General features: G+C 68.7%; 12 protein-coding genes. 6 read left to right on the top strand and 6 right to left on the bottom strand.

The window, feature by feature from the left end; genetic code table 11:
* Positions 1 to 131 precede the first annotated feature (131 nt).
* From CXB49_RS22150 to CXB49_RS22135, 4 genes are all read left to right on the top strand, one after another.
* Entirely contained in the window at positions 132 to 608 is a 477-nt protein-coding gene (locus tag CXB49_RS22150; RefSeq protein WP_233492892.1) for a surface-adhesin E family protein, read from the top strand.
* Positions 609 to 791: 183 nt separating this feature from the next.
* The gene (locus tag CXB49_RS22145) at positions 792 to 1562 is read left to right on the top strand and encodes a ParA family protein (RefSeq protein WP_369826586.1); all 771 of its coding nucleotides are present in this window, start codon (positions 792 to 794) and stop codon (positions 1560 to 1562) included.
* 11 nt (positions 1563 to 1573) lie between these two features.
* Positions 1574 to 4171, top strand: coding sequence for an ATP-binding protein (locus tag CXB49_RS22140; protein ID WP_101710371.1), 2598 nt, complete (start codon positions 1574 to 1576; stop codon positions 4169 to 4171).
* The gene (locus tag CXB49_RS22135; protein ID WP_101710370.1) at positions 4146 to 5036 is read left to right on the top strand and encodes a response regulator; all 891 of its coding nucleotides are present in this window, start codon (positions 4146 to 4148) and stop codon (positions 5034 to 5036) included. Before CXB49_RS22140 ends, CXB49_RS22135 begins: the two co-directional genes overlap by 26 nt.
* Here CXB49_RS22135 and CXB49_RS22130 read toward each other — a convergent pair.
* Entirely contained in the window at positions 5023 to 7302 is a 2280-nt protein-coding gene (locus tag CXB49_RS22130) for a DNA internalization-related competence protein ComEC/Rec2 (protein ID WP_101710369.1), read from the bottom strand. The genes CXB49_RS22135 and CXB49_RS22130 overlap by 14 nt on opposite strands.
* Before the next feature lie 372 nt (positions 7303 to 7674).
* Between CXB49_RS22130 and CXB49_RS22125 the strand changes: the two genes are divergently transcribed.
* Together CXB49_RS22125 and CXB49_RS22120 are read left to right on the top strand one after the other, a co-directional pair.
* Positions 7675 to 8262, top strand: coding sequence for a phage tail protein (locus tag CXB49_RS22125; RefSeq protein WP_101710368.1), 588 nt, complete (start codon positions 7675 to 7677; stop codon positions 8260 to 8262).
* Positions 8263 to 8323: 61 nt separating this feature from the next.
* Positions 8324 to 8659 carry a hypothetical protein gene (locus tag CXB49_RS22120; protein ID WP_101710367.1) on the top strand — a complete coding sequence of 112 codons (336 nt, stop codon included), beginning with the start codon at positions 8324 to 8326 and terminating at the stop codon, positions 8657 to 8659.
* 12 nt (positions 8660 to 8671) lie between these two features.
* On the opposite strand, the gene CXB49_RS22115 is transcribed toward CXB49_RS22120, so the two are convergent.
* Genes CXB49_RS22115 through CXB49_RS22095 form a run of 5 tightly spaced genes read right to left on the bottom strand, consistent with a single transcriptional unit; the run spans position 8672 to position 14930 of the window.
* On the bottom strand, positions 8672 to 9199 hold the full coding sequence (locus CXB49_RS22115; protein WP_101710366.1) for a GNAT family N-acetyltransferase: 528 nt from the start codon (positions 9197 to 9199) through the stop codon (positions 8672 to 8674).
* A 36-nt stretch (positions 9200 to 9235) separates the two neighbouring features.
* Positions 9236 to 11356, bottom strand: coding sequence for an HlyD family efflux transporter periplasmic adaptor subunit (locus CXB49_RS22110; protein WP_233492891.1), 2121 nt, complete (start codon positions 11354 to 11356; stop codon positions 9236 to 9238).
* Entirely contained in the window at positions 11341 to 12666 is a 1326-nt protein-coding gene (locus CXB49_RS22105) for an efflux RND transporter periplasmic adaptor subunit (protein WP_101710365.1), read from the bottom strand. Before CXB49_RS22105 ends, CXB49_RS22110 begins: the two co-directional genes overlap by 16 nt.
* 3 nt (positions 12667 to 12669) lie before the next feature.
* A complete protein-coding gene (locus tag CXB49_RS22100; protein WP_101710364.1) occupies positions 12670 to 13410 on the bottom strand; it encodes an efflux RND transporter periplasmic adaptor subunit in 741 nt (246 codons plus the stop codon).
* Positions 13407 to 14930, bottom strand: coding sequence for a TolC family protein (locus tag CXB49_RS22095; protein WP_101710363.1), 1524 nt, complete (start codon positions 14928 to 14930; stop codon positions 13407 to 13409). The genes CXB49_RS22100 and CXB49_RS22095 overlap by 4 nt, the downstream gene beginning before the upstream one ends.
* Positions 14931 to 14997: the final 67 nt, after the last annotated feature.

Below are 14997 nucleotides of genomic sequence, written 5' to 3'. Positions count from 1 at the left end.
GCGTTTCACAAAATCATGCTGCAACTGCGCAAGCGCCTGCTCCAGACCGGATAAAAGACTGGAAACCGGCCCGCTGCCGTTTCCGCCAAGCCTTCGCTATGCGACACTGGCGGGAAATTCTGGAGATCGATATGCGCATTCACCCCCTCTCCCTGCTGGTCCTGTTGCTGGCCGGCTGCGCCGCCACGCCGCGCTCGACCTCGCCGGCACAGACCGTCACCCCCGTCGCGCCGCAACCGGCGCCGGCCAGCGCCGACTGGCAGAACCTGGGCGTCTCGCCCAACGGCAACATCCTCAACGAGCTGGACCTGCTGTCGATCAAGCGCCAGGGATCGCTGACCTCCTTCCGCGACCGCAAGACCATCTTCAACATGAAGAAGGAAAACTTCCTGACCACGCCGCGCCACAAGGTCTCGCTGAACACCTGGCAGATCGACTGCGCCCAGCATACCTTCCGACTGCTGGACATGACGCTGTTCGATGAAAACGGACGGCAGATCGCCAGCTTCACCTATAATGACAATCAAATAAAATCGATGCCGGTCGTGCAGCACTCGGCCAGCTATCAGCAGATGCTGCTGGTCTGCAAGGGACAGCCCGGTTTCTAAGAGCCTGTCTGCAATCGCGAGCGAGGGCCAGACCAGGTGAAAACGGCCGGGGAAGCGAAGTTTACGAATGGTGAACGTGCATTCCGAAGCCGTTTTCCGCGCCGTGCCGACCAGGCGCGGCGGATTGCCAACAACTTGAGTCCAACCGCCGCGCCGCCAACCCAATAGGAGTCTGCGATGACGATCCGACGCGTGGTATTCAATCAGAAAGGCGGTGTGGGCAAGTCCACCATCGCCGTCAATCTGGCCGCCGTGGCCGCGAAGCGCGGACGCCGCGTGCTGCTGATCGATCTGGACCCTCAAGGCAACGCCAGCCAATACCTGCTGGGCGAGGCGGCGCGGGAACCCGGGCCCGGCGTCTCCGACCTGTTCCAGCAGATGCTGAATATCTCGCTATTCGCCAAGGAACCGGGCGATTTCGTCCGCGACACCGGCATAGACGGCCTGTCGCTGCTGGCCTCGCATCCGGATCTGGCCGAACTGATGAGCAAGCTGGAATCGCGCTACAAGATGTTCAAGCTGAAGGAAGCGCTGGATCAGCTGGCGCCCGACTACGACGAAATCTGGATTGATACCCCGCCGGCGCTGAACTTCTACACCCGCTCGGCGCTGATCGCCGCCGACCGTTGCCTGATTCCGTTCGATTGCGATGCGTTCTCCCGGCACGCGCTCTATAACCTGAAGGAGAGCGCCGACGAAATCCGCTCCGACCACAATCCCGAGCTGTTCATCGAGGGCATCGTGGTCAACCAGTACCAGCCCCGCGCCAGCCTGCCGGTGAAACTGGTGGACGAGTTGAAGGCGGAGGGGCTGCCGGTGCTTTCCTCGCCGCTGTCGGCATCGGTCAAGATCCGAGAATCCCACCAGGCCGCGCGGCCGATGATCTATCTGGACCCGCGCCACAAGCTGTCGCGTGAATTCGAGGCCTTGTATCAAGAGTTGAGCGAGCGCTGACGAGGAACCCAATGCCGAGGTTGAACCGCCTCACCTCGCTGCTGCTGGGCGGGCTGCTATGCCTCGCCCTGCTGCTGACCGAATACTGGTTGCTGCTGGAGCACGACCGCGCCGAGCGCGTGCGGCAGCAGCAGCACTGGGGGGCCCTCGGCACCGATCTGGTGGTGCTGCAGCTGGAGGACTCGCTGGAGCACACCCGCATCATGGCGCAACAGCTGGCCGGCGGCCTGCAATCCCGCGGCCTGTCCGAACTGGCGCGACGCGTGGTCCGCGACGACAGCGTGTTCGCCGGCATCGGCACCGTGGCGCTGGTCGAGCAGAACCAGCGCGAAGCGTTCGAAAACCGCATCGCCACCAGCATCCGCGTCCTGAAGAACCAGCACCTGGTCTCCTGCCCGGTGCAGCTGCAATACTATCCGGTGGCCAGCTACCTGCCCGACGACGCCAACGCGCTGCCGCAGGGCTTGGACCTCAGCCATCAAGGCGATTCCAAATGGCTGCTGGACCTGGCGCGCCGCAGCGATCAGCCGATGCTGCTGCCAAGCCGTCCCTCCGGCCCCGGCTCCAGCAGGCTGGACGTGATCACCCGGCTGGGCGACGACCACACGCTGCTATTGCTGAACCTGCGCCAGGACAAGCTGGTGCAGCCGATAGGCAACGACCTGCTCGCCGACAACCCGCTGCACCACGTACGGCTGCTGATCTGGAGCAAGAACCAGCCCGATATTCCACTGCTGGACTCGGTGCCGGGCCGGCCGACGCCGACCGAGCCGCCGATATTCTCGCGCCACGCCACGGTAGGCGGCAACGAGTTGCTGCTGGGCGCCTATTCGCTGGCGCCGATACGCCCCCGGCTGGACAGCGCCGCCTGGGCCGTCCTCGCCGCCACCGCCGCCACGCTGCTGTTGCTGCTGGCGATGGCGCAGCGCCAGATGCGGCAAAACCGCCGCCTGGGCGAGCAGCTGCAGCAACAGCAGGTACTGCTGGAGCAGAACAACCACTCCTTGCATGAGCAGATCAGCGACCGGGTGCAGTCGGAGCAGGCGCTGGCGCAGAGCGAGGCGCGCCAGCGCGCCATCCTGCAGGCCAGCTCCGACGCCATCATCCTGATAGACCGCGGCGGCCACATCCTGCAGGCCAATCCGGCGGCGGCCCGGCTGGTCGAGCAAAGCGCACAATCGCTGGAGAACCTGCCGGTGGGCGTGTTGTTTCCGGCGCTGTACCAAGCGGCGCCCGAACGGTCGTTCGAGCAGATGGCGCGCCAGCACGAAGGCCGGCCGTTCGAGGCGGCGCTGCTGCGCAGCGACGAGCAGCAGTTGCCGGTGGAGCTGTCGCTGAGCCGGGTGGTGATGCCGGACGACTGGTTCTACGTCGCGGTATGCCGCGACATCTCCTTGCGCAAGGAGCAGGAGGAGGCGCTGATCCGGCTGAAGAACAGCCTGGCCGAACAGGTGGAGGTGCAGAGCCGGCAGCTGGCGGCGCTGCTGGACGCCAGCCCGCTGGCGATGGCCTATATCGTCGATCGCCATCTGCGCCAGGTCAACCACGCCTTTCTCGAGTTGTTCCAGCAACAGGGCCAGGATCTGGTCGGCACGCCGACGCAGCCGTATTTCGAAAATCCGGAGCAATGGGAGCGCACCGGCAAGGTGCTGTACAGCCTGCTGAACGACGGCAAGGTGGTACAGAGCGAGCTGAAGCTGCGCACCGGCAAGGGCCAGTTGTTCTGGTGCCGGCTGCACGGCCGCGCCGTCAATCCGTCGGTGCCCAAACTCGGCACCATCTGGGTCTACCAGGATATTTCGGCCCAGCGCACCGTGGAGGAGACGCTGCGCCACGCCAAGATACTGGCCGAGGAAACCAGCCGCGCCAAGACCGAATTCCTGGCCAATATGTCGCATGAGCTGCGCACCCCGCTGCACGCCATCCTCGGCTTCACCGAAATGGGCCAGCTGCGCGCGCAGGGCATAGGCGAGACCAAGCTGGAGCAGTACTTCACCCGCATCAACACCAGCGGCAGCCGGCTGCTGACGCTGTTGAACGACCTGCTGGACATGGCCAAGATGGAAGTGGGCCGGATGGAATACACCATCAGCCGCGGCAGTCTGACCCAGTGCCTGCGCGAAGCCTGTGACGAAATGACGCCGATGGCCTCGCGCAACCAGATCCGCATCCGCGTCGAGTGCGCGCCGGAATTGCTGACGGCCGACATCGATCCTTTCCGCATCGGCCAGGTGATACGGAATCTGCTGTCCAATGCCGTCAAGTTCAGTCCGGCCGGCTCCAGTATCGAAGTACAGGCTAGACTGTCAGAAGAGGACGGACAGGAATGGGCCTGGGTCAGCGTGGAAGACGCCGGTCCCGGCATTCCGGACAAGGAGTTGGAGACCATCTTCGACAAGTTCATCCAGAGCAGCACCACCAAGACCGGCGCCGGCGGCACCGGGCTGGGGCTCGCGATCAGCCGCGAGATCGTTCACGCCCACGGCGGCCGCATCAGCGCCGGCAATCGCCCTGACGGCGGCGCGATCTTCACCTTCGGCATCCCGCGCCACTTTCAGCGAAACCTAGAGGAGGGAAGCTCCGATGCCTCACAAACTCTTGCTCGTTGACGACGAACCGTTCAATCTGGAGCTGATGTCCGAGCTGCTGGAAGACGCGGGATACGAAATCCATCTGGCGGAAAACGGCGAAGTCGCCTGGGACATCCTGCAACTGGAAGGCGAGCAGTTCTCCACCATCCTGCTGGACAAGATGATGCCCGGCATGAGCGGCTTCGACGTGCTGAAGAAGATCAAGGCGGAGCCGCGGCTGGAATTCCTGCCGGTGATCATGCAGACGGCGATGGGCGCCGCCTCCAGCGTGCAGGAGGGCCTGGCGGCCGGCGCCTTCTACTATCTGACCAAGCCGTTCTCGCGCGACATGCTGCTGGCCATCGTCGGCGCCGCCGTCGGTCACTGGGACCGCTACGTGCATTTCCGCGAGCTGGCCAATCTGCATGTCGACGCGCTGCGCCACCTTCACGGCGCCCGCTTCCGCTGCCGCACCCACCGCGAGGCCCAATCGATCACCGCGCTGCTGGCCAAGACCAGCGGCCAGCCGGAGCGGGTGGCCACCGGCCTGTTCGAACTGCTGGTCAACGCCATCGAGCACGGCAACCTCGACATCAGCTACGAGCAGAAAAGCCAGCTGATCGCCAGCGGCGACTGGGAGCAGGAGCTGGAGCGCAGGCTGCAGGCGCCGGAATACAGCGAACGGATGGTGACGGTGGAATTCCAGCTGGACGGCGACCAGCTGCAGTTCGTCGTCGAGGACATGGGCAACGGCTTCGACTGGGAGTACTACCAGAACGCCGAGCCGGCCTCGTTGATGAACAGCCACGGCCGCGGCATCCTGATCGCGCGCAAGCTGTCCTTCGACAGCCTGCACTATGAAAACGGCGGCACCCGCGTGATCGCGCGCGTCAGTCAGCGCTGACCGCGTACTCGCCGCATGGTCCGCGCGCGCGCCAGTAGCGCGGCTGTTGCCCCCGCCAGCAGCGCCAGCCCAGCTCGCGGCCGAAATCCAGCGTCAGCGCGCCGTCCAGATCGGTGCGCAACACCGCCGCGCCCTGTCGTCTCAGCCGCTCCAGCGTCTCTCGGTGCGGATGCCGGTAGCGGTTCAGAAAACCGGCGCTGACCACCGCGACGCTCGGCTGGACCGCAGCCAGCCAGGCCTCGCTGCTCGACGTGCGGCTGCCGTGATGGCCGACGATCAGCACATCGCTACGCAGCCGTTCGCCGTACCGTTCCGCCAGACCGTCCTCCTGCCGTTGCGGCGCGTCGCCGCCGACCAGCAGCGCCCGGTGGGCGCCCGCCACCCTGAGCACGCAGCTGCGGGCATTGTCGCCGCCGCCGGTCAGCGCAGGATCCGGCCCGACGATGTCGAAACGGACGCCGTCCCAGCTCCAGCCGTCGCCCTGACGGCATAGCCGCGCCGGCCACCCCGGCAGCGTTGCCGGCTGTCCGGCCAGCAGCCGCTCCACCGGCAGCGCGCTCAGCACGCCGGCCGCCGCGCCGTCATGGTCGCTGTCGTGGTGCGACAGCAGCAGCGTGTCCAGCCGGTCGATGCCCAGCCCGCGCAACTGCGGCAACACCACCCGGCCGGCATCCCCGTCGCCGGTGTCGAACAACAGCGCGTGATCGGCGGTGCGCACCAGTAGCGACAAGCCCTGCCCGGCATCCAGCACCGTCGCCTGGAAGGCGCCCGGCGCCGGCCCCGGCGGCCGGTAGGCCAGAACCGGCAACAGCAGCAGGGCCCCCAGCGCCCGGCCGGGCACGCCCCGCGGCGCGATCAGCCACAGCGAGCCGGCCGCCGCCAGCGCCAGCAACGGCCACGGCGCGCCGGCGACATGCCAGGCCGGTCCCCGCGCCAGCCATTCGACGCCCAGGTAGAACAACCGCGCCAGCCAGCCGGCCAGCGGCAGCAGCACATCCCAGGGCAGCGCCACCGCCAGCAGCGCGCACGGCGTCAACAGCATCGACACAAAGGGAATGGCCAGCGCGTTGGCCAGCGGCGACAACAGCGGAAAACCGCCGAACAGCGCCGCCAACGGCACCAGACTGGCCACGCCGGCCGCCCACTGCCCGGCCAGGACCGCCCGCCATGACGACGGCGGCCGCCGCCGCGCCAGCGTCGTCAGCATCAAGGCCGCCACCAGGCCGAAGGACAGCCACAGACCAGGGGTCAACACCGAGAACGGGTCGATCAGCAAAACCAGCGCCAGGGCCAGCCACCAGGCCTGGAACGCCGACAGCTGCCGCCGCCACAACAGGCAGGCGCTGCCCACCGCCAGCATGAACAGCGTGCGCTGAGTCGGCACGGTGAAGCCGGCCAGCAGGGCGTAGGCGCCGGCCGCCAGCAGGGCCAGCGCCGCCGTCGCCACCCTGGGCGAGCGCAGCAGCGGCCAGCGTCGCAACAGGCGGGCGCAACACCAGGCCACCATGCCGGCCAGCATCGTGATGTGCAGGCCGGAAATCGACACGATATGGGTCAGGCCGGTGGCCGAGAACAACTGCCAGTCGGCGCGCGCCACCCGTTGCTGCGCGCCGACGGTCAGCGCCGCCACCAGCGCCGATTCGCGGCCTACGCCCAGCGCGGCCTCGATGCGCGCCGCCTGGCGCTCGCGCCAGCCGTCCACCCAGGCCATCAGATCCCGGCGGTCTTCCAGCCGCTGCCTCCCCTTGCCGGCCGAGCCGCTGGCCAGCAGTCCTTCCGACCACAGCCATTGCTCGGCGTCGAAACCGAAGGCGTTGGCGCTGCCGCGCCGCGGCTTGAAACGCGCCGTCAGCCGCCAGCGGCTGCCCGGCGGCCAGTCCTGGCGCCGGTAATCGTTGAGCTGGACCCGCTCCGGCAGCGCCGCGCCCGGCGTCAGCACCTGCTCCACCTCCAGCGCCAGCCGCACGCCGAATTCCCCCGGCGCCGGCAAGCCGCGCACGGTGGCGACGAATTCGACCGGCTTCTGCTGCCAGGCGGTCGGCAATTCCTGCGCCAGCCGCCGCTCGGCGCGCCAGGCCGCGTAGCCGAAACCCAGCGACAAGGCCAGCGCCGCATGCAAAACGGCCCGCCACGCCGGATGGTGGCGCAACGGCCAACGCATCGCGGCCAAGCCGCCCGGCAGCAGCCCGTACCAGCGCAGATCGGGCAAGTCGGCCACGAAGGCGCAGCAAACGATGCCGGCCACCCAGGCGATCAGCGCCGCCATCGGCGTCTCCGCGCCGCCGCGCGGCCAAGCTCGACTGTCTCGTCGTTCATCGGGTTCCTCCCCAGCCAGACTACAGAGCCTGTTCACGATCTTTTCCGGCATCGGCCGCTTTCTGCCGGCGCATGGCTTTGTCAAACGTCTCTTACAGTGAGCGACACTGCGGCGAGCCGTTTTCCGCGCCCTGCATCCGGCAGAAAACGGCCCCGAGACGCTCGCAAAAAGATCGTCAACAGGCTCTAAGTGGAACTACCAGCCGGATCAAACGGCGATCGGATTGAATTCAAAGCCGTATAAGCTGAACCTATGTCACTCGACGGCGTTTCACTCCCGCCGGCTCCTGCCGACGGGCTCATCGTGACGGAAGGAGCAAACGTGGAAGCTTATATCGGCAGTATCATCCCCTTCGCCTTCGACTATCCCCCGATGGACTGGGCACAATGCCAGGGCCAGACGCTGCAGGTCACCCAGAATCAGGCGCTGTTCGCCGTGATCGGCAACCATTACGGCGGCAACGGCAGCACCAACTTCCAGCTGCCCAATCTGTGCGGTCGGATGCCGATCAGCATCGGGCCGGCCCAGCCATCGTACAACCTGCCGTCGTACGCCATCGGCAATTTCGGCGGCCAGCAGACCGTCGGCTTGCTGACCGCCAACATGCCGCTGCACGCGCACGGCACCTCGGCGGTCAGCGTCAGCTTCCAGGCCTCCTCGGTGCCGAATCCGTCGACCCCGTCCAGCTCGCCCAGCACCAACAATCCCTATCTGGGCGCCTCCGGCGGCGGCACCGGCCTCGCCACCATCTGGAGCCAGCAACTGGAAAGCCCGATCACCGTCAAGGGCCTGGGCCTGAGCGGCAACACCGACACGGCCGGCGGCAGCACCCCGGTCAGCGTGCTCAACCCCTTCCTGGCGCTGAACTTCTGTATCGCCGTGCAGGGCCTGTTCCCGACCCGTCAATAAACATAAATCGTCGGCGGAGCGCGGCCGCTCCGCCGAACTTGCGATCCAAGGGGGAAACACCATGCTGGATACGCTGCGCAGCGAAGACTTCGCTCCGCTGCTCGGGCACTGCTGCCATTTCTGCGCGCAGCCGTGGCCGGAGGTGGAACTGCAAGTGCAGGCGATACGGCAGAAGCCGCTGTCCCAGGTGCCGGGCCGGGAGGCCTCCGAGCGCACGCCTTTCGTCGTGGAGCTGGTGGCCACCGCCGCCACCGAGCTGGTGGACGCCGTCGGCACGCTGCGGCTGCCGGCCACCAACGACCTGCCGGCCCGCACGCTGGAGAATGTCTGGATCAGCCGCACCGGCGCGATGGGGCGCGACCGGCGCTACTGCTATTTCCAGCTGCCGTTCAACTGATGCCCACCCTCTTCAACCTGCGCCGACCATGATGTTGCGGGCCGACGGATACCACACCATCTTGTCCGCCATCGCGCCCGCCTCCTCTTGCACGAAGCCGAGTTCGCGATACAGCTTGCGCGCCTCGGCGTTGTCATGCCACACCACAGCGGCCAGCGGCGCGCCGACCTGCCTCGCCGCCTGCTGCAGGCCTTGCAGCACCGCCTTGCCGTAACCGCGGCCGCGAGCCTCGGGCAGCATCGCCAGGAAGATGATGCGCACCTCGTTGTGGCCGAAGTCGACCATCACCGCGCCGACGGCGCCGCCGGCCTGCTCGACGATGAAATGCATCGCGTTGGGAAAATTCTGCCCGGTGCCCAGCTCCAGCACCCGTTGCTGCTGGCGCTGCACCGACGCGATCAGCTCGGCGTCGCCGTCTATCCGCTGCAGATCGGGCCGGGCGCTGCGGTAGATCCGCTCGATGCAGGGCGCGTCGGCCGGATGGGCCGGACGCAGCGACAAACCGTGCAACAGCGAGGCGAAATTCAGTTCTGCGGACATCTGGCCTTCCTTTCTGTATCGGAAATCGGATGCGGCTCACAAGCCGGCTTCGCGCTCCACCGCCGCCGCCAGCCGCCGCCAGCCGAGTTGGAGCAGGCTGTGGCGCTCGCCGCTCAGACGCGCCCGGCCCGGCATTTCCCGCAGCGGCGCCGTCCGCGGCCCGCATTGCTCGAGCCGGACCCGGAAAACCGCGCCCAGCGGCACCAGTCCGCGCTCGCGCTGTTCGACAGGAATCGGCCCGCCATAGACGGAGGCCAGCAGCGGCTGTTCCAGCGTGGCCTGGTTCAGCCTGTCTATCGGCCCCAGCCGGCACGATATCGCCCAAGTCTCGCCGCTGTCCGGCACGAAGACAGCGCCGCCGCCGCGGCGGAGGCCGGCGAGGCCGTCCTCGTCGACATAGGCTTCGCCGCGCATGCCGGCCGGCCCCACGATCTGCAGCAGCCGCTCGCCCTGCGTCACCGCGGTGCCGGGTCTGAGCGCGTCGCTGACGTCGGCCGCCCGGCCGGCGAACGGCGCGACCAGGCTCAGCCGGTCCATCTGGCGCGACAGCCCGTCGACCTGCTGCCGCGCCGCCTGCCATTGCTGCCGCAAGGCCGGACCCTGCCGTTGCAATTCGCCGTTGAACGGCTGCTGCGCCACCTGCCAGGCCAGACTGCGCTCGATGGCGCGCGCCTCGGCCAGCTGCAGCTCCAGCTCCGGCGACGCCAGCCGCGCCAGCAGCTGTCCGGCGGCCACGCGCTGGCCGTCGCGCACCGACACCTGCGCCACCTCGGCCGGCTCCGGCGCGTACAGGCCCTGCGACTGCGCCGCGCCCATCACCGCCGGGCTCGACACCTGCGTCTGCCACGGCAGGGCCAGAAACAGCGCCAGCAAGGCCAGCAGCGCCGCGCTGCGGCGGGTTTCCGCCCGCCAGCGCAGGTCGGCGCGACGGCGCCACCAGACCGCCAGTTCGGCGACGATGGGCCGGACAACGAACCAGCCTAGCTCCACCATCAGCAGCAGCAGGCCCAGCGCCTTGAAGAACAGGTGGTAGACCAGCAGCGCGATCGAAGTGAACAGCACCAGCCGGTACAGCCAGGTGGCCCAGGCGAACAGGATCAGGCCGCGCCGGCGCGCCGGCGGGAACGGTTCCGGCACCGCGTCGTCCAGGCCCAGCAGCCAGCGACGCAGCCGCCAGCGCGCCAGCGCGAACGCGCGGGCGTGCAGATTGGGCACGCCCAGCCAGTCGGCCAGCAGGAAATAGCCGTCGAAGCGCATGAAGGGGCTGGAATTGATCGCCAGCGTCGCCAGCCAGGTGGTCGTGGCCAGCAGAAAGGCGCCGGCGCGCAGCGGGCCGTCCGGCAGAAAGCACCAGGCCAGCGTGGCCCAGGCCGCCAGCGTCAGCTCGGCCAGCATGCCGGCGGCGCCTATCAGCAGCCGCTGCCGCCGCGAAGCCAGCTTCCAGGCGTCGCTGGTATCGGTGTACAGCACCGGCACCATCACCAGGAAGGCCACGCCCATCGCCGGCACCCGGCAGCCGAAGTGGCGGGCGGTCAGCGCGTGGCCCAGCTCGTGCAGCATCTTGGCCAGGCTCAGCGAGGCGGCGATGCCCAGCGCCGCGCCCCAGCCGCCGTAGCCGGAAAAGGTGTGGGTGAACGCGTCCCAGCGCCGCGACGCCAGCGCCAGGCCGAGCAGCGCGACGCCGGCCATCACCCACCAGAATCCGGGACGGAACAGCGGCGCCAGCCAGGGCAGCAGCCGGTTCAGCCAGGCCTCGGGCCGGAGCAGCGGAATGCGGAAGAACAGGTAGTTCTTCAGCAGCCACATCGCGTGGCTGGGCCGGCCGGCCTCGCGCATCCGCCACAGCCATTCGCTGTCGACGACCAGCAGCAGCTGGTGCTGCCGCAGGAACAGCAGCAGCTGATCCAGATCGTCGCGGCCCAGCCGCAAGGTGGTTTCGGCGTTGACCGCCGCCAGCAGCGCCTCGGCGTCGCCGAGCCGCCAGCGCGACAGCAGCTCGAAGCCGGCCCAGCCCAGCTGGTAGAAGCGGTTGGCGGCCGGGTCGTGCAGCATCCAGCTGGGCGAGCCGTCGGCCTGCGCCGGGCCGGCGTGCAGCGTCAGCTCCTGGCGCAGCGGCGGCAGCGCGCGCTCGTCCATCGCGCTTACCAGCCCAGCCATTGCCGCGCCGCGGTCAGCGGCCGCCGCAACGCGTAATACGATAGCGGCACCCAGTCGCCGTACACCCGCGCCGTTCCCATCTGCCCCAGCAGCGGCAGCCGCTGGCCGGCGTCGAAACGCGCCTGCAGCCGGTAGGCCAGCAGATTGCCCTCGCCGACCTCGGCCTTGTAGGCCACCCGCAGCAGCGTCGCGTCGTAGGAGCGGAACGGCGAGGCGTTCGGATACAGCGTCACCTGGCCGCCGGGCCGCAGGTCTATCGCCTCGGCCGCCGGCAGCCAGGCCGCCAGTTCGACCCGGGCCGGGTCGGCCAGCGTCATCACCCGCTCGCCCTGCGCCACCGCCTTGCCCTGCCAGTCGTTGCGGTCGGAGAACACCACCACGCCGTCGGCGGGCGCCGTCACATGCAGGCGCTTCAGCTCGCGGCCGGCGAAATCGGCGCTGATGTCCTTCTCCTCCAGCCTGGCCTTGTCGCCGGCCAGCGCCAGCTTGCCCTTGTCGTCGGTGACCGCCAGCTGGGCGCTGGCGCGGAAGCTTTCCTCGGCCGCCAGCGCCTCCTCCCTGGCCAGCGCGAACTGGCCGGACAGCACGGTGGCGTCCAGGTCGAACAGCGCCGCGCCGCGCTTGACCGGCTGGTTCGGCAGCACCGAGACCTTGTCTATCACGCCGGCCACCGGCGCCCGCAGCAGCATCGGGTCGCCGGGCACCACCTCGGCGCGCGCCAGCACGCTGAGCCGGACCGGGAAGCAGGCCAGCAGCAACAGCGCCAGCAACAGGCGCCGCCGGCGCGAGCCGGCGCGCAGCCAGTCGCGCGCCAGCGTCCTCCCATCGCGCCGCGGCGCGTACTGGCGCAGCGCGTGGCCGTAGCCGTGCGCCATCTCCTCGGCCAGACGGACCTCGTATTCGCTCCACGGCAGATCGCGCGCCAGCAGCAGCGCGCCATGCTCGCCCAGCCTCAGCCACAGGCCGTGCTCGGGCAGCCATTGCCCCCATTCACCGGACAATGGCTCCGGCAGGTCGGCAGCGGCGCAAGGCAGGCTGGCGGCGCCGGCAGCCGCCGGCTCCAGGTGGCGGAACAGCGCCGCCAGCCATTGCAGATACGGCGCGGTGGGGTCGGGCTCGGCCAGGCCGGACAATGCGGCGACGTGGCGATGCAGGCCCTCGCGCCAGAACGCCGCCTGGCGGTAGGGCAGCAGCTGCAGGCTGTCGTTGACCATGACGAAGCCCAGGCGGGCGGCGCCGTCGGCCTCGCGCGCCTGCCGCAACAGCTGCAGCAGCGTGGCGAGCTCCCGGCTGCGGTCGGCGTGTCCCATCGCCTATTTGAAGCTGGCCCAGCCGCTCATGCCGGGCAGGAGCTTGTCGGCCTTGCCGTCTATCGCGCCTATCGCCAGTATCGACTGGCTGACCGGATCGATCTGCGCGCCCAGCCGCTCTATCTTCGCCGGAAAGCTGGCGCCCAGCTCGTCGACCGCCACCGTGAAGCGGCCGCCCGGCTTCAGCGTCGCCAGCCATTTCGACGGCACCAGCATGCGCAGCTCCAGCGAGTCGGAATCGACGATGTCGAGAATCGGATTGCCCGGATTCACATATTGGTGGACCGCGGCGCTGCGCTTGGCGACGCGGCCGTCGAACGGCGCGACGATGTCGCACTTGGATACCAGCGTCTGGGCGTAGCTGGCGTCGGCCGCCGCCTCCTTGGCCTTGCCCTGGGCCTGGGTCAGCTCCAGCGTGCCGACCGAGTTGTACTTGGCCAGCTGGTTGTTGACCTTCAGCAGCTGGCTCGCCGCCTCCAGCGAGGCCTGGGCCTTGCGCAGCTGCGCGCGGTAGCTGCTGCAATCGAAGGCGACCAGCAGCTGGCCGCGGCGGAAACCGCCGCCCTCGACCACCGGCATCGCCGAGATCTTGGCCGGAATCTCGCTGGACAGGGTCACCGCGTGGCGCGCGACCAGCTGCACGCGGATGCGGCCGTCGGCGGCGTTGACCGACGATCCCGGCGACGGCGCGGCCTGGACGGCCAGCGGCAGGCAGGCGCCCCACACCAGCCAGGCGGCCCTCATGGCCTGCCCCCGCCCGACACCGTGCCCTGCCACCGGTTTTCGGCGCCCTGGAAGGCCTGGCTCAGCGACGCCAGGTCATAGCCGGCGGTGGCCGTCGGCAGCGGGTCCAGCCCCAGGCTGGCGCCCATCTGGCCGTAGGCGTTCTGCAGATCGCCGTAGGACTGGTAGAGCCTCAGCGAGGAGAACACCGCGTTGGCGTCGGCCAATATGCCCTGCAGCCGCGCCGAGGCGCCGCTGTCGACCGCGTTGCGCGTCTGCACGTAGATGGACTGGTCCACGTCGTTCAGCTCGTGCTCCAGCGCGTATTGCTTCGCCTTGCCCTGGAAATCCAGATAGGCGACGTGCACCTGGGTCAGCACCGCCATGTTCAGCGCCAGCCGCTGCGCCTGATCCACCTGTTTCTGCGCGTCGGCGGCGCGGGTGATCGGCCCGGCGCTGAACAGATTGAGCAGGTTCCAGCTGATGCGCAGGCCCGCGTCGCTCCAGGCGTTGTTGACCAGGAATTTGTTGCTGTCGTAGTGCTGGCCCACGCTGAACTCCAGGCCCGGCAGCAGCTTGGCGATGGCCTTGCGCGTCTCCAGCGCGCTGATGCGCTGGCTGTACTGCGCCTCAACCATCTCAGGCCGGTTCAGCAGCGCCATCTCCTCCATCCGGTCGACATCGACGCCCAGCGCGGGCACCGGCATGCCGGCAGGCTGCGCCACCTGGAAGTCCTGGCCCGGCGACACGTTCATGATGGCGGCCAGCCGCGGCTTGGCCTGGCTCAGCGCGCTGCGCACCGCCGTCATCTGCCGGATCACGTCCAGCAGCTGGCGGCGATAGTTCAGCGCGTCCAGCGGCGCGCGCAGCTTCTGCTGCTCCACCTGGCGGGCGTCCTCCAGCGCCGACTGCGCGTCCTTCAGCAGCGCGTCGACGCGGCCCTGCAGCTGCTGGGCGCCGGCGGCCTGCCACCAGGCCTCGCGCACCTGCTGCATCAGTTGCTGCGCCACCTTGCGCTTGCGCTGCTGCAGGATCAGCACCCGGTCGGCCTGCTGCTTGGCCGAGAAGTAGCTGACGCCGAAATCCAGCACGTTCCAGCTCAGATTGAGGTCGGCGGTACGGTCGCGCTTCTCGGTGGAGATAGACGGCACCAGCGATTGCTCGCCGGTGGCGACGTTCTGCGACGACGACGCGTTGTCCTTGCTGCGGGTGGTGTAGCCGGCGGCCAGCGCCAGCTTGGGCAGCATGTCCAGGCTGGACAGATCCAGCTGGCGCTGCGCCATCGCCTCCTCCATCAGCTTCAGCCGGTAGTCGAGGTTGTACTTCAGCGCGCGCGCCATCGCCTCCTGCAGCGTCACCGGCGCGCTCAGCGCCTCCTGGCTGCCGAACATCGCCTGGCGGTCGGCGGCGAGCTGGGCCTGCCGCTCGGACAGGCTCAGCGGCTGCGGCGTCACCGCGCAGCCGGCGAGCAGCAGCGCCCCCGCCAGCGGAATCAGCCGGAACCCGCCAGAACGCGGTCTTGCCTGAGAATCGGATTGCATGTCGCTGCCCCCTTGAGCATTGTCGGTTTACCAGGGCCGTCGCTATTGCTGTTGTCGCGGCCCGCGA

Origin of the sequence: Chromobacterium sp. ATCC 53434 (assembly GCF_002848345.1) — a bacterium.
GTDB lineage: Bacteria > Pseudomonadota > Gammaproteobacteria > Burkholderiales > Chromobacteriaceae > Chromobacterium.
This window is presented reverse-complemented; position numbering and strand designations above follow the sequence as displayed.